This window comes from Clostridium sp. UBA6640 (genome assembly GCF_002455975.1).
Classification (GTDB): domain Bacteria; phylum Bacillota; class Clostridia; order Clostridiales; family Clostridiaceae; genus Clostridium_J.
Genome location: NZ_DKLM01000015.1, coordinates 26,165 through 49,203, shown reverse-complemented (window position 1 = coordinate 49,203; position 23,039 = coordinate 26,165). Strand labels below are relative to the sequence as shown.

Genomic DNA, 23,039 nt, shown 5'->3' with positions numbered 1-23,039 from the left:
AATATATTTTTACATGAATAAAATTAAGTAAAAATATTATTATATAAAATGTTTTTACATAAGAGGAGAATGATATATGAGTAACAACGAGGGTAAAAAGCTTACATGGCAAAATCTTGCGTTAATGGCCTTTGTTACAGTATGGGGCTTTGGTAATGTTGTTAACAATTTTGCTAACCAAGGATTAAAGGTAATAGTATCTTGGATATTAATCATAGGATTATATTTTGTACCTTACGTTTTAATGGTAGGAGAGTTAGGAGCTACCTTTAAAGAAAGTAATTCAGGTGTAAGTGGATGGATTGATGCTACTATGGGTAAAAAATTAGCCTATCTAGCTGGATGGACTTATTGGGTGGTGCATATACCATATTTAGCACAAAAGCCTCAATCGGTAATAATAGCATTAGGGTGGGGGATATCACAAAGCGGAAATTTTACTAAAGGAATTAATCCGCTAACATTGCAATTAATATCACTAGTAGTATTCTTAGTATTTTTATGGATTGCTTCAAGAGGAATTACATCTTTAAAAAGAATAGGAACTTTAGCAGGTACTTCAATGTTTGTAATGTCATTATTGTATANNTATATATTATTAGTAATTGCAGCACCTGGAATAAGAGGAATTAAGCCTGCAACAAATATAACTTTTAGTTCAGTTATGCCAGAATTTAATTTTGCATACTTCACTACATTATCAATGTTAGTTTTTGCAGTTGGTGGCGCAGAAAAATTATCACCATATGTAAATAATGCTAAAAATCCATCAAGAGATTTCCCAAGAGGGATGATAGTTCTTGCAATAATGGTAGCAGTATCAGCATTATTAGGTTCATTTGCAATGTCAATAATGTTTGATGCAAATAGCATTCCGGCAGATCTAAAGATGAATGGTCAATACTATGCTTTTAAAATGTTGGGGGAATATTATGGAGTAGGAAACCTTTTCTTAATTCTATATGCTCTTGCTAACATGACTGGCCAAATTTCTGCATTAGTATTTTCAATAGATGCACCATTAAAAGTATTATTAGGAGATGCAAATCCAGAGTATATACCAAAGTCATTAACTAAAATTAACAAATATGGAGCACCGATAAATGGATATAAAGTTACAGCAATTTTAGTTAGTATTATAATAATAATACCTGCACTTGGTATTGGTGATATGAACAATTTATTTAACTGGTTGTTAGATTTAAACTCAATAGTCATGCCACTAAGATATTTATGGGTATTCTTAGCATATATGTTTTTAAGGAAAAAGTATACGGAAAAGTATCCTTCAGAATATAGATTTATAAAAAATTCTAAGGTAGCCTATGGTGTTGGATTATGGTGTTTTGTCTTTACTGCTTTTGCATGTATTATGGGTATGTTTCCAAAGGGAATAGAAGCTTTTACACCAGAATGGTATTTTCAAATATCCCTTAATATATTAACACCTTTTGTTCTTATAGGATTAGGGTTAATACTGCCTTCTATTGCTAAGAGAAAAAATAATACAAAAGAACTTTAAAAAATATTTTTAATTATTGAATATTATTATAAACATTATAATTTATGAGTCCATCTATTTTATATAGATTTAAGTTTCATAATAAATATTTTATTAGAAACTTAAGATCTTTAAATAGGTGGACTTTAATTTTTAATATTTTATAAAAATTAACAATTTGTTAAAAAAGATTTGAATAAAATTTACTAATTTACAAATATAGGAACTAATAAATTATAAATCTAATATTAATATAATAAAGATTTAATAGTTTCTAGGGAGGATTTGTAATGACTACATTTTTACTTTATGGAGTTGTAGGTGTATTTTATTTGATTTCCTTTTTAAAAGATAGGAAGAAAACAAAAAGTGCATTATTGGCAGGGATAAAGTCCTTTGAAAATATAATGCCACAGTTTTTAGGGATTATATTTGTAGTAGGGATTATACTTACTATACTATCACCAGAGAATATATCATCTATTATTGGAGAAGAATCTGGAGCTTTGGGGGTTATAACTGCTGCTATAATAGGTTCATTAACTTTAATGCCTACATTTGTAGCTTTTTCTACAGCATCATTACTTTTAGAAAGTGGAGCAGGTTATACTCAAGTTACAGCATTAATTTCTGCTTTANNGAAATGTAATCTATTTTATTTATTCTATAGTAAGTGCATTTATTGTAGGGGCTATGATGAGGTGATTTTATGAAATGGCTAAAACGATATTCTTTTTTTATAATAATATTAGTTATAACTTTAATAATAGCCCTAATTGATTTTAATAAGGGGCAAAGTATAGGACTAATAGCATTGGATTCCTTTAAACAAATGCTAGCGGTATTACCACCTATAATGCTATTATTAGGACTTTTAGATATTTGGGTGCCTAGAGAAACTATGATAAAATATATGGGAAATAACTCAGGGATTTTAGGAGTAGTCCTTGCTATATTATTAGGCTCATTAGCAGCAGGACCTGTATATGCAGCCTTTCCTATAACTGCTGTATTTATTAAAAAAGGAGCCAAATTCAGTAATGTAATGGTTTTTATGGGAGCTTGGTGCACTACAAAAATACCAACATTTTTATTTGAACTATCAGCACTTGGATATAAATATACTTTTACCAGACTGTTAGTAAATCTACCTAGCATTATACTTTTAGCATACTTAATAGAGGGACTATTAAGTAAAAATGATCTAGAAGAAATTTATAATAAATTTAAAGAATGAAGCAGTATATATATGCTTCATTCTTTTTTATTGCTTTAAAATTAATATGAAAGTTTATTTAATAAAATAAATTGCAACATATTGTATTATAGTAAAAAGTATTAAAGTTGTTTTCTATAAAGGACATGGTGCATATTTCTAAGATTATATAATTGTTCCTTGCTTATCTCTTCTATAGTATTAATTTTAATAACGTTGTGTATAGTTCCTATTCTAAGCTTAGCATCCTCTAAATCCCTTGCTAGCATTATTCCGCAATAAACTGCTACATCACTATTTATATTAAATAAAAACATTTTTAATTGATCTATTGGAACGACATCTTTTTTTAAGAATTCATCATCAAACTCAACTTCACTATCTACTGAAATTAGCCCGTCTCTTACAATATGCTTATCCCATCCTTTATACTCACATAGTCTACCCCATAAGCCTAGATTAATAAGATTTTTAACAGTTAATTTTATCATCATAACTATCACTCCTTACTTATAATTAAACTATTAGATATATTTTAATAGTTATTTGGAAAAAATTCAAATTTTATACACACATATATTTTAAACATTATGTTAAAATACCCTATAATATTTATAAAAAGTTAACGTTAATTAAAATTTATAAATATTTTATGTTTTTATTATAAAAATATTTTATGAAAAGAAAAATATTTTATGCTCAAATATAAAATAATTATTCCCACATAATATCTTTAATATTTAAGAGTATATAAATTAAAAAGCCGTGAGTTTAATCACGACTTTCAATTTCTAAGGTTATAGGGCAGTGATCTGAGCCTAGAACTTCATTTAAAATCTCTGCCTTTGAAACTCTATTAATCATATTATCTGAAACAAAGAAATAATCTATTCTCCATCCAGCATTTCTTTCACGAGCCTTAAATCTGTAGCTCCACCAACTATATTTTATTTCATCTGGATTTATATATCTAAAGGTATCGATGTATCCATTCGATATAAATTTGTCTATCCAAGCTCTTTCCATTGGTAAAAATCCAGAGGTCTTTTCATTGGCTTTAGCATTTTTTATATCCATAGGAGTATGAGCAGTATTATAATCACCACAAATTATTAAATTAGTACCCTTTGATACTTCCGTATTACAAAAATCTAATATAGCATCATAAAATTCCATTTTATATTGAAGTCTTTCTTCAGAAGATTGGCCATTAGGAAAATAGATATTCATAAGAGTAAAATCTTCATATTCAGCAATTAATATACGTCCTTCTATATCAAATCTTTCAATACCAATACCATTCTTAATAGATTCTGGTTTTGCTTTAGTATAAATTGCCACTCCACTATAGCCTTTTTTTATTCCATGAGAAAAATATGAATGGTAGCCTTCAATATTAGTTATATTTTCATCTAAGTTATCTTCTTGAAGTTTAGTTTCCTGAATACATAATATATCAGGAGATAACTCCATTATCCAAGGAATAAAATCTTTTTTTAACATGGCTCTAAGTCCATTTACATTCCATGAGTAAATTTTCATTGTAAAACTCCTCTCATAAGTATTTGAGATAAACTTATAGAATACATCTCAATTAAAAATATTTAATAATATAAATAATAATTAACAAAAATTTTGTTATAATAGTTACATATAGATATTTTAATATTATGTATAATAATTAATTCTAACCTTTTCTATCATTATATAATTTAATACTCTATTAATAAAGATAAATTGATAATTCTTATCAATATAAAAATTTAATCCCTTTTAAAGGGTAAACTTATTTAATAAATTTATTGAAACTTAAATTTTCATATGATAGAATCTAATTAAGTTAATATGTGCTGTTTCTTAAGGAATATGGTTTTAAGCCATAGCAGCCCCCGCTACTGTAATCGTTGACGAAGAGCAATAGTCACTGGAGTTTATCTGGGAAGACGCTCGGAGATTGAAACGAGAGCCAGGATACTTATTAAACAGTATACTCACAAGCTTTTCTTCGGAGGGAAGGGTTGATTTAGTTTTACAGAAAGCTACTCTTTTTCTTTTACTTTTAAAGAAAAAGAGTTTTTTATTTTGTAATACATAGAATTTAAATATAGAAAGGAGCAATACATAAGTTGTTTCTATTTCAAAATAGAAACTATTATAGAATCAGCTAGGAAATCTGAAAGAAAATATATAAGAATATTGAACAGCTATTTTTGAATATAGCTAAATAAAAATTAATTAGTCAGGGGCTTACATCAGTTTAATTTATATAGAAAATATAGGAGGATATAGTTATGAAGAATAACAATAAAAAAATTATAACAACTATTTTAATTTTACTTATCGCTGTTGTAGGATATTTTGCTTATGGAAAATTTGCGAAGGTTGAAACCGTTGAAGGAAATAAAAATATAACAGTAATTGTTAAGTCTGAAAAAGATAACCATGAAAAAGAACATAAACATTCGACAAATGCTGAATTTTTAGGAGAGGCATTAGACGAGATGAAGATAATAGATGCAGAAAAATCACAATTTGGAAGATATGTAAATAAAGTAGATGGAATTTTAGCAGATAAGAATAAACAGGAGTGGTGGAAACTTACAATAAACGGAGTAGATGCAACAGCAGGAATAGACGAAACTCCGATAGCAGATGGAGATAGGTTTGAGTTTATATTTACAACAGGCTGGTAAATAGTATGGATAAAACTAGAGAATTAATTGTAATAGTGCTATTATCTTCGATAATCACAGTATCAAAAATGTTTCTAAGCTTTTTACCGAATATAGAGCTTGTGTCAATGTTTTTAATTGTTTATACACTTGTATTTAGGAAAAAAGCTATAATTATAGCGCTATTATTTATTCTTATAGAAGGATTAATCTACGGAATTGGATTATGGTGGTTTAGTTATGCTTTTGTTTGGCCATTATTAGTTATATTAACATTATTGTTTATAAGGATAAATAAAGAAAACTTTTTACTTTGGTCTATATTTTCAGGAGTTTTCGGCTTAATCTTTGGTGCACTTTTTGCACTTCCTTATATAATATTAAATGATATTAGTTTTGCTGTTGCTTATTGGATAAGAGGAATACCTTATGATATAATCCATATGGTAGGAAATTATGTAGCAATGATGCTATTAGGAGAACATATTTATAAGTTATTAATAAAATTAAATAAGGAAGATTGTAAAAGTTATTAACTTTAAAATTGTGTTGTTTAAATTTAATGATTATATTAAAAAAGTAAAAAACCTTCTTGTAATTAAATGGAGTTACTAAATATCATTTACAAGAAGGTTTATTTTATTTAATTATAAAGATAATTCACGAGTTAAAATGCTTTATTAATTATATATATCGGAAAATTCCATATATATCTTTTCTATAGGATTAAAACTTATTTGTTTATTTTCACTACAATTACAATTTTTATTTTGTAATATAGGAATTTTCACTATAAATTCACTCCCTACATTTTCTTCACTTATAACAGAGATTTCACCATTATGCATTTCTACCAGAGATTTCACAATGGAAAGGCCTATACCACTGCCTTCATGATTTCTGTTCATAAGAGGTTGTACTTGTCTAAACCTATTAAAAATTATCTTTTGTTTTTCTTTAGGGATTCCTATACCATTATCCTTTACCGAAATGATTAAGTTACCATTATTTTCAGAGACGTTCAACTGGATTTTACCATGAGGCTTTGAAAACTTAACAGCATTAGATAATAGATTTAAAATTATTTGCTCTATTTTTTCTGCATCACAACTCATTATCTTATTAGTAACTGTACTGTGATAGGTAAAGGTTAAATCTTTACTTTCTATATAACCTTTAATAGAATTACATATGTTTGTTATTATACAAATTATGTCTTGATTATGCATATTTAAAGATAAAAATCCAGCATCAATTTTTGTGGAATCGATGAGATTGTTAATCAATCTTAACAGTCTATAACAGTTTTGTTTCATTATATTAACATAATTATATAATTTTTCTTTACTTTGTAAATCATCTTCATTATCAAGATATACCTTAAAGAGTTGAATAGAACTAAATATAATATTAAGAGGTGTTCTAAGTTCATGAGACATATTTGATAAAAATTCTGTTTTAAGATTACTATACTCTAAGGCTTCTTTTAAAAGAATATTATTTTTACTGTATGTATCTTTCCTACATATGTATATATCATCTTCATTTATTTCTGATATTTTGTATTTTGAGCTGTACCTTTTATTTTTTTTAAGTTTTTTACTTTTGTAATATAAATAAATTAAGTCACTAGGGCAAATATGTTCATATAAAGTTTCTAGTGCAGTTAACATAAGCTTTTTTTCATTACAACCAACCACCTTACTAAGTTTCTCTGAGAATTTTACAACATTTTTTTCAAAGATATATTCATAATCACCTGCTTCATTTAAATCTTCTAAGGCATTTAGCATTTCTGATAGGTCTTCATCGTTTAATATTAAATTTACATCATTCACATTACATCACCTTTTAGTATAGAATATGTTTTATTATATCACCATTATTGTAAATATTATGTAAAATACTGCGTAGGTTGAAAACAAAGGATGAACAATAAATAAATGCTGCATTTATAAGCATTTATTCTATCTAAAATAGTATACAGTAAAAAATAATTACATATATTTCCATAAATTAATGGGTTTAATTTGCTGTATTAAAATTGTGTCAAGCTTAAATTATTTTTACTTCTTATATATAAGATATTTGAAATATTGTATCAAAATTTAGTAGAAAATTTTCTTTTATATTGAGCGTAAATTATATAAATAGAATTTACACTTCATATAAAAATATTTTTCTCAAAGTTAAGAGAGGATAGTATCATAATAATTTGCAAATAGATTTCAATAGTTATTGACATAGAAAAAAAAGTTTTATATAATTCTATAGGAATTAAAAAAACGCGTAAAATTTAATAATTTGCTTTATATATCTTTTACAAAAAAAAGATATACAAGTGCTGAAGTTAAACACTTTGAAAATCTTCGAAGTGTTTTTTTTATTCTAAAAACATAAAGAAAGGAGAAATAAAATTGAATTTAAAGATAAACTTTAAAGAACTTTTTAATGACAAGAAGTTCTACAAGAACTTATTTCTATTGTCTATACCTATTGTGTTGCAACAGTTAATAGCATCTTCATTAAATATGTTAGATACAGTTATGATTGGTATGGTTGGAGAAACTGAGCTAGCTTCCGTTGGTATAGCAAATCAGTATTATTTTTTGTTTAGTATATTTATTATGGGGATAAGTTCTGGTTGTTCTGTATTTATATCTCAACTTTGGGGTAAAAAAGATAAGGAAAATATAAGAAAAGTATTAGGTATTGGACTTATAAGTAGTATTATAATAACTGCATTATTTACTATTGTAGCATTATTAATACCGAAATCAATTGTAGGAATATTTAATAAAGATATAGAAGTTATAAGAATAGGAAGTGAATACTTAGTTATAGTATGTTTAAGTTATCTATTTACAGCTGTTAGCTTTAATTTTGCTGCAGCTTCTAGGAGCATTGAAAATACAGTACTTCCTATGGTAGCTAGTTTAGCAGGATTAATTTGTAATGGAATATTAAACTATGTATTTATATTTGGTAAATTTGGATTTTTAGCTATGGGTGTAAAGGGAGCTGCACTTGCCACCTTAATTGCAAGGATAGTAGAATCAATCATATTAGTAACTCCTATATATTTTACTAAGGGAATATTAGCAGTTAAATTTAAAGAATTTTTTAGTATAAGTAAAGAGTTAGTTAAGAGTGTTTATTCAACCATAATACCTGTTATGCTTAATGAAGCTTGTTGGGGATTTGGAAATGTAACTTATGCAATAATCTATGGAAGAATAGGTACTCAAGCTTCCGCAGCAATACAAATTTGTACAACTGTTCAAAATTTATTTATGATAATTACTTTTGGACTAGCTAATGCTTCAGTAGTTGTTGTAGGAAAAGAGATTGGTTCAGGAAGGGAAGAAAGAGGTAAACTTTATGCAAGAAGACTATGTTCAGTATCTACATTAGTTGGACTAGCATTATCCTTTATTCTTGCTTTAACTTCTCCAATGGTATTATCACTATTTAATGTTTCACAGGCTGTATTACATGATGCACTATTAATTTTGTATATCTATGCTGTAGTTATGACTGCAAAAGTATACAATGTTATGCTCATTGTAGGTGTACTTAGAGGAGGGGGAGATTCAAAGTTTGGTGCTATAGTGCAGGGAATTACATTATGGCTTATAGGAATACCCTTAGCTTTTGTCGCTACCTTTATATTTAAGTTTCCTGTTTATATAGTTGCATTAATGACTGCTATTGAAGAAGCCATAAAAGTAGTGGTATTAGTTAAAAGATTTATTTCAAACAAGTGGATTAATAATGTTGTAAAAGATATAGATATAGAAAATGAAAGTAAAATTGCTATTTAAAATAAGCCCATAATAGGCTTATTTTATTTTAATGAAATATTTACCTATTATAAAAAAGAAAAATAAAGATAAATAAATGTAGGCTGTGATTGATAGAGAAAAATCCATAAAACTTTTAATAGATTCATATATAATATATTAATTGGCTATTTTTCAGATTTGATTTTATAGAAAAATTTAATCCAAGTTATAGAAGTCTTTATGCGAACTGTGTTATAATAAAGATATGAGCTCCTATATACATTACTCCATAAAGAAATTTAAGACTTATTTAAAGTGTAAAGATTTAAATAAGGAAATTAACGGCTTTAGGCATCTTTAAAAAATTAACAAACCAGTATGTTAGTCTGTTTTCTATCATGCTACGTTGTCAGAACCCGCTCATAGCACCACTATGAACAGAACCTGACGCCTTGTTTGATATAAAATATACTAATATCTTTGGCGTGTTTTTTCAGATGCCTCATACAATAAATCTTAAAACTTTTGGAGGTGAAAAATATGCTAACAGTAGAGAATATTTTACTTATAAGCTCTATACTACTTTTTGTTAGTATTTTTGCTAGTAAGATATTATATAAAATTGGAATACCAACTTTAATATTATTTTTAGTTGTTGGTATGTTAGCAGGTTCTGATGGTATAGGGAAAATTTATTTTTATGATCCCAAAATAGCACAATTTATAGGAACTGTTGCATTAAGCTTCATTTTATTCTCTGGTGGATTAGATACAAAATTTGATGTTATAAAACCGGTATTTAAGCAGGGAGTATTTTTATCCACATGTGGAGTTTTAATTACTGCTATAACAGTAGGATGCTTTGTTTACATTATAACAGATTTGAGTTTTTTAGAAGGAATGTTATTAGGTTCAATTGTTTCCTCTACTGATGCCGCAGCGGTATTTTCCATACTTCGTTCACAAAGTTTAAAACTTAAAGGGAATTTGGCACCATTATTGGAACTGGAAAGTGGTAGCAATGATCCTATGGCTTATATGTTAACTATATCAATTCTTGGTCTTTTAACAGAAGGCAATATGAGTATAGCTAGCTTTATTGCATTATTTTTTATGCAAATGGTTCTTGGTTCATTACTAGGAGTCTTTTTTGGTAAGCTTATGGTGTTTATAATTAATAAGATTAAGTTAGACATCGATGGGCTATATCCAGTATTAACTATAGCTATGGCTATATTTACTTTTTCAATTACAGATTTAGTTGGTGGAAATGGATTTTTAGCTATATATATTTCAGGATTAATACTAGGAAACAGTAGTTTTATACACAAAAAAACTGTAATGAAATTTTTTGAAGGTCAATCTTGGCTTATGCAAATAATTTTATTTATAACCCTAGGACTATTAGTATTTCCGAGTCAACTTACAGCTATTAGCGGCACAGGGATTATGATATCAGTATTTATGGTTTTGGTCGCAAGACCACTTTGTGTCTTTATAATACTATCATTTTTTGATTTTACAATTAAAGAAAAGTTGTTAATATCGTGGGTTGGATTAAGGGGAGCCGCACCTATAGTTTTTTCAATTTATCCATTGTTAGCAGGGATAGATATTGCACCTATGATATTTAATATAGTATTCTTTATATCTGTTACTTCTGTTTTAATTCAAGGCACTTTTTTGCCTAAAGTAGCAAAGCTTTTAGATCTAGCTGAAGAGGATATGGGAAATTTAGATAAGGATAAGTTGGTAGATAGGTACGATAGTTTTAAGAATCAGCTATTTGAGATTAAAATTGATAAAGATTCTAAAATTATAAATAAGCCTATTGTTGATATTCAATTTCCTAAAACCTCCTTAATCATTACCATTAATCGTAATGGAAAATATGTTACACCTAATGGTTCTACCGTGTTAGAAGCAGGGGATAAATTAATCATAACTTCAGAAAAAAAAGAAGATATATTTGACATAAGAAAATGTATAAAATAATAAATTTAAAAGATTGATAATATAAAGGTGAAAGGCTATAGAGATAATTTTCCAATATAATATTTAAAATAACATCATCATTTAACAGAAAATTATGGAGAAATTAGGAGCAAATATTGAGAGATTAGCTAAGTAAGTATATTTGCTAATAGAAAAGTGAAGTGAAAATTTATACTAAATTAGGTAATTTTGCTAGAAAATTTGGATTTCTAAAAGGGTATGGCCGTGGATTATTTAGGAATCTTATAAAATATAAAATTTTAATTAAGATAAATCAAATGTTGAAAGATAAGGATGTTTAGTTAAAATATGAAAGGCAGTAGTGAGAATAATCATTACTGTCTTTAGCTTTAATTTTTAATTCATTATAAAAATTTTATTGTGGAAATTAAAATCATGCATAAGTTAGATTTCCATTGTGGAACCCTATAAACATAGTTATTCCAAAGTTAAATGAGGGTAAAATTGAAAAAAGAAGAATAGAAATAAAATAAATATTAAAAATTGTTGAAATATATACATAAATAAATTAGAATATAAGTAATATAATATTTTAATTACAAAATATATAAATGTCTAAGAAAAGGAGGGTAGAAAATGGAATTTAATATTAGCAATATGACAGATAAAAACCAAAAGTATAGTAGTTCCGTTGCAAAAAATGGAAATGTTGTTTTTTACGGGAGTAGTCTGTCCTTTTTTAAGTATATTGCTAATATAAGTGTAAATCCATGAGTATATCTTTAGCTTTTTTATAAGGAAAAGTGTTTTTTGAGCTCTATGGGTTTTCCATAGAGCTTTTAATATTTAAAAAAGAATAGCTATTCTTGTAAGCCGATATGTCCATAAGTATGAACGAAAGCTCTATGGATATTATTAGGCTTATTTTATTTTATAAAAAATTAATAATTAGAGAAGTAAATGGAGGTATTACTATGATAGAGTTAGCTTTAAATAAAGTTTCAAAATACTATGGAGCTACAATGATTTTAGAGGACATAAACTTTGAGGTTCATAGCGGAGAAAGAATAGGATTAATAGGAAGAAATGGATGTGGTAAAAGTACACTTTTAAAAATAATTGGTGGAATAGAAGGTAATGATGGAGGTATGGTAACTGTAAGAAAAGATGCAACCATAGGATATTTAGATCAACTTCCTCAGTATAATGATAATTTTAAGGTAATAGATGTACTTGATTTAGCTTTTGATGAAGTTAATGAGATTGCAAGGGAGATGAAGATACTAGAAAATAAAATGTCTATACTTCAAGGAAAAGATTTGGAAAAAGTTTTATATAAATATGAAGAGTTACAAAAGTCTTTTGAAATTCTAGGAGGATATGATATAGAAGAAAAGCTAAGTAAGATTTGTAATGGCTTAAAAATTACTGAGAGTTTTAAAAATAGAATATTCAATAGTTTAAGTGGTGGAGAAAAAACTACTGTAATATTGGGTAAGATATTACTAGAGTCACCAAAGATTTTGCTCTTAGATGAGCCTTCCAATCATTTAGATTTAAAATCTATAGAGTGGCTTGAGGATTATTTAAAGGAATATAAAGGGGTATCAATTATTGTTTCTCATGATAGATATTTTTTAGATAGAGTTGTTAATAAAATTGTAGAAATCGAAGATATGGTATCTACAGTTTATATAGGAAATTATTCTTCATATGTTAAAGAAAAAGAAGATAATATTCTTAGAATGTTAGAAGCTTATGAAAATCAACAAAAGAAGATAAAATCTATGGAAAAAACTATAAAAGACTTAAGGGAATGGGGAAAAAGAGCTGATAATGTTAAATTTTTCAGAAGAGCAGCAAGTATGGAAAAAAGATTAGAAAAAATGGAAAAATTTCAAAGGCCCAAAACAGAGAAGGAGAATATAAAATTATCATTAGAGGTAAAAAATCGTTCTGGTAAAGAAGTAATAAAAATTAAAGAGTTATGTAAAAGATTCAATGATAAGATTTTATTAGATAAAGCTAATTTCCTTTTAACTTATGGAGAAAAAATAGCTCTTATTGGAGACAACGGTACAGGAAAATCAACACTTTTAAAAATTCTTTTAAATAATTTTGATGAAAGCTTTAATGAAAGAGATTACTTTAGAGATAGTGGTATAGCAGAGCTAGGAGCTTCAGTGAAGTTAGGTTATTTACCTCAAAAGATTAAGTTTAACAATGAGGAAAATACTGTTTTACAGTGTTTTAGGGAAGACATTGCAATAACTGAAGGTAAGGCAAGGGAGTATCTTGCAAAATATATGTTTTTTGGTGAAGAAGTTTTTAAGAAAGTCAAAAATCTTTCAGGTGGAGAAAGAAGTAGATTATGTTTATGCAAACTTATGTATGATGAGGTTAACTTATTAATATTAGATGAGCCTACCAACCACCTAGATATTGATTCAAGAGAAGTATTAGAAGAGTGCTTAAAAGAATTTGAAGGTAGTATCTTCTTTGTATCTCATGATAGATATTTTATAAATCAATTATGTCATGGTATAGTTGAATTAAATAGTGGTAAATTAAATTCATATATAGGTGACTATGATTATTATAAAGAAAAGAAAAATGAGGATAAAAATAAAATAAAAACTATAAATGAAAAAAATATTAGCAAAAAAATATATAAAAATACTGATGAAGATAAAAGACTAAAAAGTAAAGATAAAAAAGTGGAAGATTTAGAAGAGGAAATATCATCTCTAGAAGTAAAATTAAAAGATATTGAGAAAGAAATGGCATCCGATTCTATAGATTATGAAAGTTTAAATACTTTATATCAGGAAAAATTGTTTATAGAAAATAGTTTAGAAGAACTAATAAGAAAATGGGAGCAATTGATTTAATAAAGGGGTGAGTTTATGAAGGAGAGAATGGGGCTTGCTCTAGCTGGTGGTGGAGGAAAAGGTGCTTATCAAATAGGAGTATGGAAAGCGCTTAAGGACTATGGTATAGAGGATTCTATAGGTGCTGTGGCAGGAGCATCTATAGGGGCATTAAATGGTATATTATTTGCTTTAGGTGAATATGATCTAGCCTTAAATTTATGGACGTCTATATCGCCAGAAAAGGCATTTGGAAAGGAAAATAAAAAAGAAAATATCGTAAAAACTATTCAAAAAAACTATGATGATAAAAAGGTGAAAAATACTAATGGTGAAAAGAGTTATTTAAAAGAAAAAAAGCATATTTATTATTTAAGATGTTTAAAGGAAAGTTATATAAAATTTAGAGAAAGAAAAAGAAGTGTAAGTTTTAAAAAACGAATTGAAGATATGGAGGTTAATGGTATATTCTCTAAGGAAGGGATAATAAATATTCTAGATAATTTAGTAGATTTAGAGAGATTATCTCATACAGATATAGAATGTTTTGCTTCTTGTTGTAAAGCTCCTTTAGATAAACCTAAAATACTTTGTTATAGAACTAATATGAACACAGAATATTTTAAATTAAATAGCTGTGAAAAGGAAAAAATTAAAACAATTTTACTAGCAACTTCAGCCCTCCCAATAGTTTTTGGTACAGAAATTATTGATGATATTGAATATGTCGACGGAGGGATTGTAGAAAATATACCAATACTGCCACTGTATGAAGCAGGATATAAAAAAATAATAGCAGTTCATTTAAAAAAAGGTTATATAATAGATAAAGAACCTTTTCCAGGCTTAGAAATTATTGAAATTATACCTAGTGAACCTATTGGAGATTTTTTAAATGGAACTTTAGATTTCACCTTAGAAAATGCCCTAAAAAGAATGGAACTTGGATATAAGGATACAGTTAAAATCATAAAAGAACTAAAACTTTAATAAGAAATATAGTTATAGAAACTTCTCCCTCTGTGGAGAAGTTTTAACTTGTTTTCTGAAAGATCTACATGATTAAAACTCCAGGGTCAAAGCCTTCGAAGTTTTCTTAAAATAAATTTNNTTTTTCCTGAATTCTTCATTATAAATCCTTAATATCTAAGGATTTAACCTATTCTTCATTTATAAAGCTTAATGCCTTTCCTATGCTTTCATTTATAACTAAGTGAGCATAATTATCATAAGGAGTAGAGGATTTATTTATTAGTACTAAATTTTTCCCTTTAAAATATCTTATAAGGCCAGCAGCTGGATGAACAACTAAGGATGTACCACCTACAATTAAAGTATCTGCATTTGTGATAGCTTCTATAGAGCTAGTTAAAATTTGCTGATTTAAAGATTCTTCATACAGCACAACATCAGGTCTCACAATTCCACCACAATTATCACAATAAGGTATTAATGTATCACTATTTAAAACATAATCTAAACTAAATTTTTTATTACATTTTGTACAAAAATTTCTATGGACAGATCCATGAAGTTCTAATACATTTTTACTTCCTGCAAGTTGATGTAAACCATCTATGTTTTGAGTTATAACTGCTTTTAGCTTACCCATCTTTTCAAGTTTTGATAGGGCATAGTGACAACTGTTAGGAGAAGCATTAGGATATATCATTTTTTCTTTGCAAAATCTAAAGAAGTCTTCTGGATATCTTATGAAAAAACTATGACTTAGTATTTCTTCAGGATTATATTTTTTATTATTAGAAGAATTATATAATCCATCAGCAGATCTAAAATCAGGTATAGAAGATTCTGTAGATACCCCTGCACCGCCAAAAAATACTATGTTATCAGAATTTTTAATAATATGTTTTAAATTTTCAATACACATGTAATCACCTCATAATTATTATACCAAAGATTAATGGAATAAAAAGGCTTTTAGAAATATATTTATTAGGGCTATTAGGCAAAATAAGATTTTAATAATTAAAAGCAATTATTTGAGAATAAAGCATCAATTTTATAATTAGGATACACATTCACTACTAAATGATAACTTTTATTATTTTGCGTAATAATGTATTATATGTAGTATATATTTACCAAATAAAAATGAGGTATATTTAAGAAGGAGAGTGTTTAATATAGACGTAGGAGTCAAAATATAAATTTTCTTTTAATTGCTGTAATATTATGGAGTTTAGGCGGGGGCTTTATAAAATTGATTAGTTGGAATGCTATGACTATTTTGGCACTAAGAAATTTATTTACTGCATTAATGTTTTTATTAATAATGAAAGACCTAATTTTAAGCTTACTGTAAACAATTTATTGATAATACTATGTTATAGTGCAACTATGATATTGTTTGTAACTTCTACTTGCAGCAAATGCTATATTGATTCAATACACTTTTCCTATTTATGCCGCTATACTAGGAGTATGGAACCTATATTAAATCCTATTTGGGTATTAATAGTTGTTGGCGAAAAGCCAGAAATTTATTCAATAATAGGAGGCATAATAGTTATTTTAGCTGTAATAGTCAGAACAGGTTATGTAATTAAAAGACAGAAATTGGAGACAAATAAATTTACAGAGAATAAAGTTATTATATTAAAATATTAAAGATAATTTTATTATAAAAATTATAGTAACTAATATAAAGGAGAAAATTATGGTTGTTTTAAATAATGATTGGGATGAACTATTAAAAGATGAGTTTGAAAAAGACTATTATAAAAAACTTAGGCAATTTTTGGTTGAAGAGTATAAGACTAAAACTATTTACCCAGATAAACACAATATATTTAATGCTTTAAAGTTAACTTCATATAAGGATACAAAAATAGTTATATTAGGTCAGGATCCTTACCATGGACCTAACCAATCTCATGGATTAGCATTTTCAGTAAAGTCAGGGGTAAAAATACCACCTTCATTACTGAATATGTATAAAGAACTTCAGAATAGTTTAGAGTGCTATATTCCTAATAATGGATATCTGGTTGATTGGGCAGAACAAGGAGTATTATTACTTAATACGGCACTTACTGTTAGAGCAGGAGAGGCAAATTCTCATAGAAATAAGGGATGGGAGATATTTACTGATAGAATAATGTCGATTTTAAATGATAGAGAGGATCCTGTGATATTTATTCTTTGGGGAAATAATGCAAAAGAAAAATCTAAGATTATAACAAATAAGAATCATTTTATGTTAAAGGCAGTCCATCCAAGTCCGTTATCTGCTAGTAGAGGATTTTTTGGATGTAATCATTTTATGAAAGCTAATGATATATTAAAAAGCTTAAATAAAGATCCAATTGATTGGCAGATTAAAAACATATAAATAGGTTACAATTGATTTCGTTTTGACAATTACATAATATATCTTTAAAAATTAGCAATAAAAGAATAAGGAGTTTGGAAGGTACCTTCACAAGAAGTAAAAAGATATTTAGGGGAAAAAGGGCTGATTTAAAAGGAGACATACTTCTTAAAAAAAGATTGACATTAAATAAAATATATTGTGAAATAAACATATATTTGTAAAAGATCAGAAATAGTACTTCAAAATTTTTGGGTAAAAAGGAGAAAGAGCGAAATGATTTTGGGAGCTATTCTTTGTGTAATAATATGGAGCATGGCTTTATGCTGCATATTCAAGGTAAATATTAATTTTAAACGTAAAAATTTAAAATTTGAAATTGAAACACAGGAAAAGTAGTTGTATTTTAATACAGCTATTTTTTTATGCATTGATTATGTACATATATTATTCAAAGCACATCCTAATAGTCAGTTATCAAAATTCATAAATTAAATATCCTACACCATCAGAATATAAGAATTAGTTTGGTTCAATCTTTTGAGTGTGGGTAAACTTGCTTCATTGGGAGTATTGGCCACGAAGCTACCACTTCAATTAAGTAAGTAGTAGTTCACGAATATTTAAATATTCTATAGGAGAAGCTAAAATTGAGAAAGGAGTGATTTGAATGAGTAGTAAGATGAGAAACACCAAAAATAATAAAATGCAGGACGGAAAATTTAAAAAGAAAAATATAAAGCATGATCCTCAAGCAGAGAGCGCTAGGGCAGTGTTTGGTGAACCTAAAGCTAAAGAATATGACCCAACAGATTTCAAAATATAGCATTAGAAATGCATTAATGTACGCTTAAGATTTATTAAGTTTTATTGATTTTATTATGTTTATATCATAAACTTATATTAGGCATATTCAAAAAATAGTAGATTAGTATGTTAACCTATTTTCAATCATACTACGCTTACAGAACCTGCCCATAGCTCTACTATGAGCAGAGCCTAGCGCCTTGTCTGATTGAAGCATATTCAAAAAATAACTAGTCAGTATGCTTATCTATTTTGTATCATACTACGCTCACAGAACTCCATGATAGTTAAACTATCATGAAAACCTGTCTTCTTGTCTGATGCAAAATATATTTCGCATCTTTAACTAGCTATTTTATTTCATATGCTTAAAATATACTAACATCTTTGATTTATTATTTCCTTTTAGATGTCTTAGATCAAAATAACAGATGATATATTTGTCATCTGTTTACTCTATTTGATAAGGGGAGAAGCTTCCATGGATATATTAAACAATGCTTTAGAAAGTATAAGACCTTCATATAAAGAAGCGGAGGAAAAAGCACGGGTAAGGTTAGATTCATTGTCCAAGCCTATAGGTAGTTTAGGGATATTAGAAGATATAGTAGCAAAAACTGCTGGAATAACAGGTGATATTTATAATGAGCTTTCTAAGAGAAGTATTATTATAATGTGCGCTGATAATGGTGTAGTAGAAGAGGGGGTAAGTACTTGTCCTCAAAAAGTAACGGAAACGGTAACTTATAATTTTACTAAAGGAATTACAGGAGTATGTGTACTTTCAGAGTTTACTAACACTGATTTAACCATAGTAGATATTGGAGTAAACTCGGATATAAAAAGTGATAAAATAATAGACAAAAAAATTTCTTATGGTACAAAGAATATGACTAAGGAACCTGCAATGACTAGAGAACAAACAATAAAAGCTATAGAAACAGGAATTGAAGTTGTGGATCAGCTAGTAAGTCAAGGTTATAATATTTTAGGTACTGGAGAAATGGGGATAGGAAATACTACAACAAGTGCAGCAGTACTAAGTGTATTATCTGGAATTGATGTGGACAAGGTTACTGGGAAAGGTTCTGGACTTACAGATGAACAGCTAAATCATAAAATAGAAGTTATTAAAAAAGCTATTGAAGTAAACAAGCCTTCTAGTAATGATGTAATAGATGTATTAAGTAAAGTAGGAGGATATGATATTGCAGGACTTTGTGGATGCTTTATTGGGGCAGCTAAAAATAGAGTTCCTATAGTTATAGATGGATTTATTGCATCTGCGGCAGCACTTTGTGCTCAAAGATTAAATCCACATGCTAGAGAATTTATGTTTCCATCTCATCTATCTGCTGAACCAGGAGCGCTATATATGATGAAGGAATTAAATTTAGAGCCTATATTAAATTTAAAAATGCGATTAGGTGAGGGCTCAGGATGTCCGTTAGCTTTTAACATAATTGATGCAGCACTATATACAATGAAACACATGGCGACCTTTGAGGAAGCTAGTATATGCAGCGATGACTATATTGATATCAGAAAGGAAATTTAAGAGGAAGATTTTTTAAGCAATTTAAAAGTTAGTAATGAATTTTAAATTAATAATAAAGAATTAACTTTTTAATGGATTTTTTTAACTAGCAATTTCTTTGCTAGTTAAAAAAATCAATTATAAATTTGAAACTAAAGAAAAAACATTTTAGTGAGGGATTAAAATATAGTTTAAATACTCAGATATAATTCAGCATAACAATTAATGAGGAGGAAATTATGAATGATATAAATTTACAACAACCTAAGATAAAAGAAACAATTCCTCAAAGAATATCAGATGTATTTATTGATTATAAATATTATTTTTTTACTGTCTTAAATCTTTTAATAAAAACAATTCTTTTTATGGCAGTAATAGATTCAGTAGGAGCATCTTCTATTAATTTAAGTAGAATGATAACTAATATACCAGTAATTCCAATGTATTTAAGTAGTATAATATTACTTTTATCAATAAGTTTGTTGTTCAATCAGAAAACACAATTTAAAATACTATTTATTTTAAATATAGTAATATCAATCATCATGATAACAGATTTATGTTTTTATAGAAGTTTTTCAAGTTATTTCAATTTATTTGTATTTCAAATGGGATCTAATACAGAAAACTTAGGAAGTTCTATTTTAGCTATATTTAGACCAATAGACATTTTATTTTTAATAGATATATTTGTAACCATTTTCTTGTTTAAAAAAAGAAAAACAATAAATTCTAATAAAAAAAGTAAAAAATTATTTTTTACATTAACCATATTTTCTATTTTATATTTATCCATAAACTTCTTAAATATAAATAAAAACTTCCAAAGTTTTAGTGGAGAAAAATCTTTTAGTAAAAGTATGATGCCAGATAATAAAATGTTTTATTTAGGTCCTATAGGATATCATGTATATGATTTATATAATTTTTATCTAAACGTAAAACCTTATGAATTTTCAAAGGAAAAATTGCAAGAAATAGATAATTGGTATAAAAATAACGACGAAAATTTAATAGATAATAAATATAAAGATATGTTTAAAGGAAAAAATTTATTATTTATTCAAGTTGAGTCTCTTGAAAATTTTGTTATAAATAAAGAAATAAATGGTCAAGAAATAACTCCTAATATAAATAAAATGATAAGCAATTCTTTGTATTTTGATAATTTTCATGAACAGGTATGGAATGGAAATAGTTCAGATAGTGATTTAATTATGAATACATCAGTTCATCCAGTAAGAGAAGGTTCAACATTTTTTAGATATCCTAATAATACTTATCCACATTCACTTCCAAATTTAATGGAAGGATTAGGTTATTCTTCTATTGCTATTCATCCAGATAGCGGAAATTATTGGAATTACAGAAATGCATTAGTCTCTATTGGATTTGATAAGTTTGTTTCAGCAGAGAATTTAGATACCAGTGAGAAAATAGGATTAGGTATTAGCGATAAATCTTATTTTAATCAAGCTATTAATCTTATAAAAGAACAAAGACAACCTTTTTACGGTTTTACAGTAACTTTAACTAGTCATACTCCTTTTAAGCTTCCTAAAGAATATAAAAATCTTAATCTTGATGTGGATTTTGATAAAAATGAATTAGGAGATTATTTTCAATCTGTTAATTATACCGATAGTGCTATAGGAGAGTTTATACAAAAATTAGATGAGGAAGGTATACTTGATAATACAGTGGTAGTACTTTATGGAGATCATACTGGCGTCCATAAGTATTTTCAAGATAGAATTAATCAAATTGAACCTAAAGAGCAATGGTGGTTAGATAATGAAAATAAAATACCTCTATTAATTTATAGCAAAGGATTAAAGGGTGAAACTATTTCTACTTATGGAGGACAAATAGATACGCTTCCTACAGTGGCTTATTTGATGGGGGTAGATAAAGAAAACTATAAATATGCCATGGGAAAAAATTTATTAAACACCAATAAAAATAATGTAATACTTTCTGATTTTAAAATTAAGGGAGAGATAACGGAAAGTGATATTGAACACCTCGAAAATAGTATAGAGCTCTCTGATAAGATTATAAGAGGAGATTATTTTAAGAAAATTTCCAAGTAATAAATGAAAAACTGCTAGATACACTCTAGCAGTTTTTCATTGATAAAGAATAATTTATAACATTGATTTTGATATAGTATATATGATTTCTAGATTGAATATCTGTTATTTTCTCAAGATGATTTATATGTGGATAATTTAATATTTTTTAAGGAATACTATTGTTATTGAAAATATAACAGAAGGTGAGAAAGATGAAGAATGTAAAGGGAGTTATAGCATTAATTTTAACTTTTTTTCTATTGACAATATCTACCCCTGCTTTTGGATTAACAGAAGGTAACGATAGTACGTCAAATGAAAAGAAAGTTGTTTATTTAACTTTTGATGATGGTCCTTGCGAAGTCACATTAGAAGTATTAAAAGTTTTAAAAGAGGAAAATATAAAAGGTACTTTTTTTATTATTGGTAAAATGGCTATGGAGAACCCTGAAATATTAAAACAAGTTCAAGATGAGGGACATGGAATATGCCTACACAGCAATTCTCATTTAGATAAAAATTATAGTTCCAAGGAAGCATATTTTCAAGACTATGAAAAATGCTATGTAGCCATAAATGATATTACTAAAGAAGAACCTAGTATTTATATGAGGATGCCAGGCGGGTCATGCACTAGAGTACCTAATAAAGAGGTATTAAAAGATATAAGAGGTGAACTAGTTAGTAGAGGATTATATTATGTAGATTGGAATGTGTCTTTAGAAGATGCTATAGGAGTTAATATTCCTGTAGAAAAATTGATAAAAAATTTTACAATGGAAATGAATAAGAAAAATTTAGATAAATCTACACTAATGATATTAATGCATGATGGAAACAGCAATAAAACTACTCCTGCTGCCTTAAAATATGTAATTAAAGCATTAAAAGAACAAGGATATGAATTTAAGGCTTTAAATGATATTTCTCAAGAAGATCACGATAGGCTTTTAGAAAAGAAAATTATGAATAGACATAATGAGAGTCCTACTTGCGATTCTTTTTGAATTAATTTTTAGACTCAGGGAGTTGTGATATAAAAAACCATGGTATAAGCCATGGTTTTTTTAGTATAATATAGTATCAAAAATCAAAATGATAAGAAAGAATGAGATTAAATGATTAGAGTCTTACTATGAAAAACTTGGCAGAATTTATTTTAAAAAACTGTTATATGTGATATAGTATATAACAAAAAGATGCATATGTATTATTTATAGGGATATAATATGAAAACTTAATATATACTCTGGAAAATAAATTTTCTATAAAAGCAGTTTAAT

The 23,039-nt window shown here is 27.1% G+C and carries 19 protein-coding genes, 1 pseudogene and 1 riboswitch; of the genes and pseudogenes, 16 read left to right on the top strand and 4 right to left on the bottom strand.

Annotation, left to right across the window (positions count from 1 at the left end):
• The first annotated feature begins 76 nt into the window (after positions 1-76).
• The 3 genes and pseudogenes from B2W91_RS01775 to B2W91_RS01765 all read left to right on the top strand — a co-directional run bounded on the left by B2W91_RS01775 (position 77) and on the right by B2W91_RS01765 (position 2,738).
• Positions 77-1,522, top strand: a complete 1,446-nt coding sequence (locus B2W91_RS01775; protein WP_291578544.1) for an amino acid permease — start codon at positions 77-79, stop codon at positions 1,520-1,522.
• Positions 1,523-1,791: 269 nt separating this feature from the next.
• Positions 1,792-2,206, top strand: a pseudogene (locus B2W91_RS01770) (permease).
• Positions 2,207-2,210: 4 nt separating this feature from the next.
• The gene (locus tag B2W91_RS01765) at positions 2,211-2,738 is read left to right on the top strand and encodes a permease (RefSeq protein WP_291578543.1); all 528 of its coding nucleotides are present in this window, start codon (positions 2,211-2,213) and stop codon (positions 2,736-2,738) included.
• Positions 2,739-2,839: 101 nt separating this feature from the next.
• Here B2W91_RS01765 and B2W91_RS01760 read toward each other — a convergent pair whose 3' ends face one another.
• Positions 2,840-3,211 carry a hypothetical protein gene (locus B2W91_RS01760; protein WP_291578542.1) on the bottom strand — a complete coding sequence of 124 codons (372 nt, stop codon included), beginning with the start codon at positions 3,209-3,211 and terminating at the stop codon, positions 2,840-2,842.
• A 277-nt stretch (positions 3,212-3,488) separates the two neighbouring features.
• On the bottom strand, positions 3,489-4,259 hold the full coding sequence (locus tag B2W91_RS01755; RefSeq protein WP_291578541.1) for an exodeoxyribonuclease III: 771 nt from the start codon (positions 4,257-4,259) through the stop codon (positions 3,489-3,491).
• Positions 4,260-4,532: 273 nt separating this feature from the next.
• Positions 4,533-4,714: riboswitch (cobalamin riboswitch) on the top strand.
• A 294-nt stretch (positions 4,715-5,008) separates the two neighbouring features.
• On the opposite strand from B2W91_RS01755, the gene B2W91_RS01750 reads away from it, so the two are divergent.
• The gene (locus B2W91_RS01750; RefSeq protein ID WP_291578540.1) at positions 5,009-5,410 is read left to right on the top strand and encodes a DUF4430 domain-containing protein; all 402 of its coding nucleotides are present in this window, start codon (positions 5,009-5,011) and stop codon (positions 5,408-5,410) included.
• A 5-nt stretch (positions 5,411-5,415) separates the two neighbouring features.
• Complete coding sequence (locus B2W91_RS01745) at positions 5,416-5,925, top strand: hypothetical protein (protein WP_291578539.1); 510 nt, start codon at positions 5,416-5,418, stop codon at positions 5,923-5,925.
• A gap of 144 nt (positions 5,926-6,069) precedes the next feature.
• On the opposite strand, the gene B2W91_RS01740 is transcribed toward B2W91_RS01745, so the two are convergent.
• Positions 6,070-7,227 carry a sensor histidine kinase gene (locus B2W91_RS01740; protein WP_291578538.1) on the bottom strand — a complete coding sequence of 386 codons (1,158 nt, stop codon included), beginning with the start codon at positions 7,225-7,227 and terminating at the stop codon, positions 6,070-6,072.
• Between the two features lie 579 nt (positions 7,228-7,806).
• Between B2W91_RS01740 and B2W91_RS01735 the strand changes: the two genes are divergently transcribed.
• The 5 genes from B2W91_RS01735 to B2W91_RS01715 all read left to right on the top strand — a co-directional run bounded on the left by B2W91_RS01735 (position 7,807) and on the right by B2W91_RS01715 (position 14,990).
• A complete protein-coding gene (locus B2W91_RS01735) occupies positions 7,807-9,213 on the top strand; it encodes an MATE family efflux transporter (RefSeq protein WP_291578536.1) in 1,407 nt (468 codons plus the stop codon).
• Between the two features lie 501 nt (positions 9,214-9,714).
• Positions 9,715-11,169, top strand: coding sequence for a potassium/proton antiporter (locus B2W91_RS01730; RefSeq protein WP_291578535.1), 1,455 nt, complete (start codon positions 9,715-9,717; stop codon positions 11,167-11,169).
• Positions 11,170-11,766: 597 nt separating this feature from the next.
• Positions 11,767-11,904, top strand: coding sequence for a hypothetical protein (locus B2W91_RS01725; RefSeq protein ID WP_291578534.1), 138 nt, complete (start codon positions 11,767-11,769; stop codon positions 11,902-11,904).
• A gap of 200 nt (positions 11,905-12,104) precedes the next feature.
• Positions 12,105-14,021 carry a ribosomal protection-like ABC-F family protein gene (abc-f, locus tag B2W91_RS01720; protein ID WP_291578533.1) on the top strand — a complete coding sequence of 639 codons (1,917 nt, stop codon included), beginning with the start codon at positions 12,105-12,107 and terminating at the stop codon, positions 14,019-14,021.
• A 15-nt stretch (positions 14,022-14,036) separates the two neighbouring features.
• Positions 14,037-14,990: a patatin-like phospholipase family protein gene (locus tag B2W91_RS01715; protein WP_291578532.1), complete on the top strand. Its 954-nt coding sequence runs from the start codon at positions 14,037-14,039 to the stop codon at positions 14,988-14,990.
• A 169-nt stretch (positions 14,991-15,159) separates the two neighbouring features.
• Here the strand turns inward: B2W91_RS01715 and B2W91_RS01710 are convergent, their stop codons facing one another.
• Complete coding sequence (locus B2W91_RS01710; RefSeq protein WP_291578531.1) at positions 15,160-15,891, bottom strand: NAD-dependent protein deacylase; 732 nt, start codon at positions 15,889-15,891, stop codon at positions 15,160-15,162.
• 554 nt (positions 15,892-16,445) lie between these two features.
• Here B2W91_RS01710 and B2W91_RS01705 point away from each other — a divergent pair.
• The 6 genes from B2W91_RS01705 (at position 16,446) to B2W91_RS01680 (ending at position 22,763) form a co-directional block, all read left to right on the top strand.
• Positions 16,446-16,631 (top strand): hypothetical protein, encoded by a 186-nt coding sequence (locus tag B2W91_RS01705; RefSeq protein WP_291578530.1) that lies wholly within the window; start codon positions 16,446-16,448, stop codon positions 16,629-16,631.
• 49 nt (positions 16,632-16,680) lie between these two features.
• Positions 16,681-17,355 carry a uracil-DNA glycosylase gene (locus B2W91_RS01700; protein ID WP_291578529.1) on the top strand — a complete coding sequence of 225 codons (675 nt, stop codon included), beginning with the start codon at positions 16,681-16,683 and terminating at the stop codon, positions 17,353-17,355.
• A gap of 649 nt (positions 17,356-18,004) precedes the next feature.
• Positions 18,005-18,160 (top strand): CPC_1213 family protein, encoded by a 156-nt coding sequence (locus tag B2W91_RS01695; RefSeq protein ID WP_163247980.1) that lies wholly within the window; start codon positions 18,005-18,007, stop codon positions 18,158-18,160.
• A gap of 462 nt (positions 18,161-18,622) precedes the next feature.
• Positions 18,623-19,699, top strand: coding sequence for a nicotinate-nucleotide--dimethylbenzimidazole phosphoribosyltransferase (cobT, locus tag B2W91_RS01690; RefSeq protein ID WP_291578528.1), 1,077 nt, complete (start codon positions 18,623-18,625; stop codon positions 19,697-19,699).
• A 218-nt stretch (positions 19,700-19,917) separates the two neighbouring features.
• A complete protein-coding gene (locus tag B2W91_RS01685) occupies positions 19,918-21,774 on the top strand; it encodes an LTA synthase family protein (RefSeq protein WP_291578527.1) in 1,857 nt (618 codons plus the stop codon).
• 194 nt (positions 21,775-21,968) lie between these two features.
• Entirely contained in the window at positions 21,969-22,763 is a 795-nt protein-coding gene (locus tag B2W91_RS01680; protein ID WP_291578526.1) for a polysaccharide deacetylase family protein, read from the top strand.
• Positions 22,764-23,039: the final 276 nt, after the last annotated feature.

Coding starts and splice junctions, on each gene's coding strand:
- B2W91_RS01765 (WP_291578543.1), top strand. CDS start 2,211: ATGAAATGGCTAAAACGATATTCTTTTTTTATAATAATATTAGTTATA.
- B2W91_RS01760 (WP_291578542.1), bottom strand. CDS start 3,211: ATGATGATAAAATTAACTGTTAAAAATCTTATTAATCTAGGCTTATGG.
- B2W91_RS01755 (WP_291578541.1), bottom strand. CDS start 4,259: ATGAAAATTTACTCATGGAATGTAAATGGACTTAGAGCCATGTTAAAA.
- B2W91_RS01750 (WP_291578540.1), top strand. CDS start 5,009: ATGAAGAATAACAATAAAAAAATTATAACAACTATTTTAATTTTACTT.
- B2W91_RS01745 (WP_291578539.1), top strand. CDS start 5,416: ATGGATAAAACTAGAGAATTAATTGTAATAGTGCTATTATCTTCGATA.
- B2W91_RS01730 (WP_291578535.1), top strand. CDS start 9,715: ATGCTAACAGTAGAGAATATTTTACTTATAAGCTCTATACTACTTTTT.
- B2W91_RS01725 (WP_291578534.1), top strand. CDS start 11,767: ATGGAATTTAATATTAGCAATATGACAGATAAAAACCAAAAGTATAGT.
- abc-f (WP_291578533.1), top strand. CDS start 12,105: ATGATAGAGTTAGCTTTAAATAAAGTTTCAAAATACTATGGAGCTACA.
- B2W91_RS01715 (WP_291578532.1), top strand. CDS start 14,037: ATGAAGGAGAGAATGGGGCTTGCTCTAGCTGGTGGTGGAGGAAAAGGT.
- B2W91_RS01710 (WP_291578531.1), bottom strand. CDS start 15,891: ATGTGTATTGAAAATTTAAAACATATTATTAAAAATTCTGATAACATA.
- B2W91_RS01705 (WP_291578530.1), top strand. CDS start 16,446: ATGGAACCTATATTAAATCCTATTTGGGTATTAATAGTTGTTGGCGAA.
- B2W91_RS01700 (WP_291578529.1), top strand. CDS start 16,681: ATGGTTGTTTTAAATAATGATTGGGATGAACTATTAAAAGATGAGTTT.
- B2W91_RS01695 (WP_163247980.1), top strand. CDS start 18,005: ATGAGTAGTAAGATGAGAAACACCAAAAATAATAAAATGCAGGACGGA.
- cobT (WP_291578528.1), top strand. CDS start 18,623: ATGGATATATTAAACAATGCTTTAGAAAGTATAAGACCTTCATATAAA.
- B2W91_RS01685 (WP_291578527.1), top strand. CDS start 19,918: ATGAATGATATAAATTTACAACAACCTAAGATAAAAGAAACAATTCCT.
- B2W91_RS01680 (WP_291578526.1), top strand. CDS start 21,969: ATGAAGAATGTAAAGGGAGTTATAGCATTAATTTTAACTTTTTTTCTA.